The following is a 262-nucleotide window of genomic DNA, read 5'->3' as shown; positions in this document are numbered from 1 at the left end:
CCAAAATTATTGGAGCTAGGCTTTGCTCTCGATGCTGAGAATCAACGGGTCGGTGGTTCGAACTGGTTCAAGGCGATCGTCCTGCTTTTTGTCGCAAGACATTATGGGCGGCAGCGATATTCTCATATCCCGCTGCATCTTGTAGGGTCGGAATCTGCAGACCTACGGGAAAGTTCAGCGATGAAGAAGACCTTCAATCCGGCGTCGGTACGCCGGCCTTTTGGAAATTATAATCACGGCCTGCTCGTGCCCCCCGGCGCAT

At 53.1% G+C, this 262-nt stretch carries 1 pseudogene; it reads left to right on the top strand.

The window, feature by feature from the left end:
* Window positions 1-75: 75 nt before the first annotated feature.
* A pseudogene (locus AF337_RS44550) lies at window positions 76-262 on the top strand (Rid family hydrolase); the annotation flags it as partial.

It is taken from the genome of Rhizobium ecuadorense, assembly GCF_001187535.1.
Taxonomy (GTDB): domain Bacteria; phylum Pseudomonadota; class Alphaproteobacteria; order Rhizobiales; family Rhizobiaceae; genus Rhizobium; species Rhizobium ecuadorense.
Note: the sequence above shows the minus strand (reverse complement) of the source record. Positions and strands in the feature narration are given on the sequence as shown.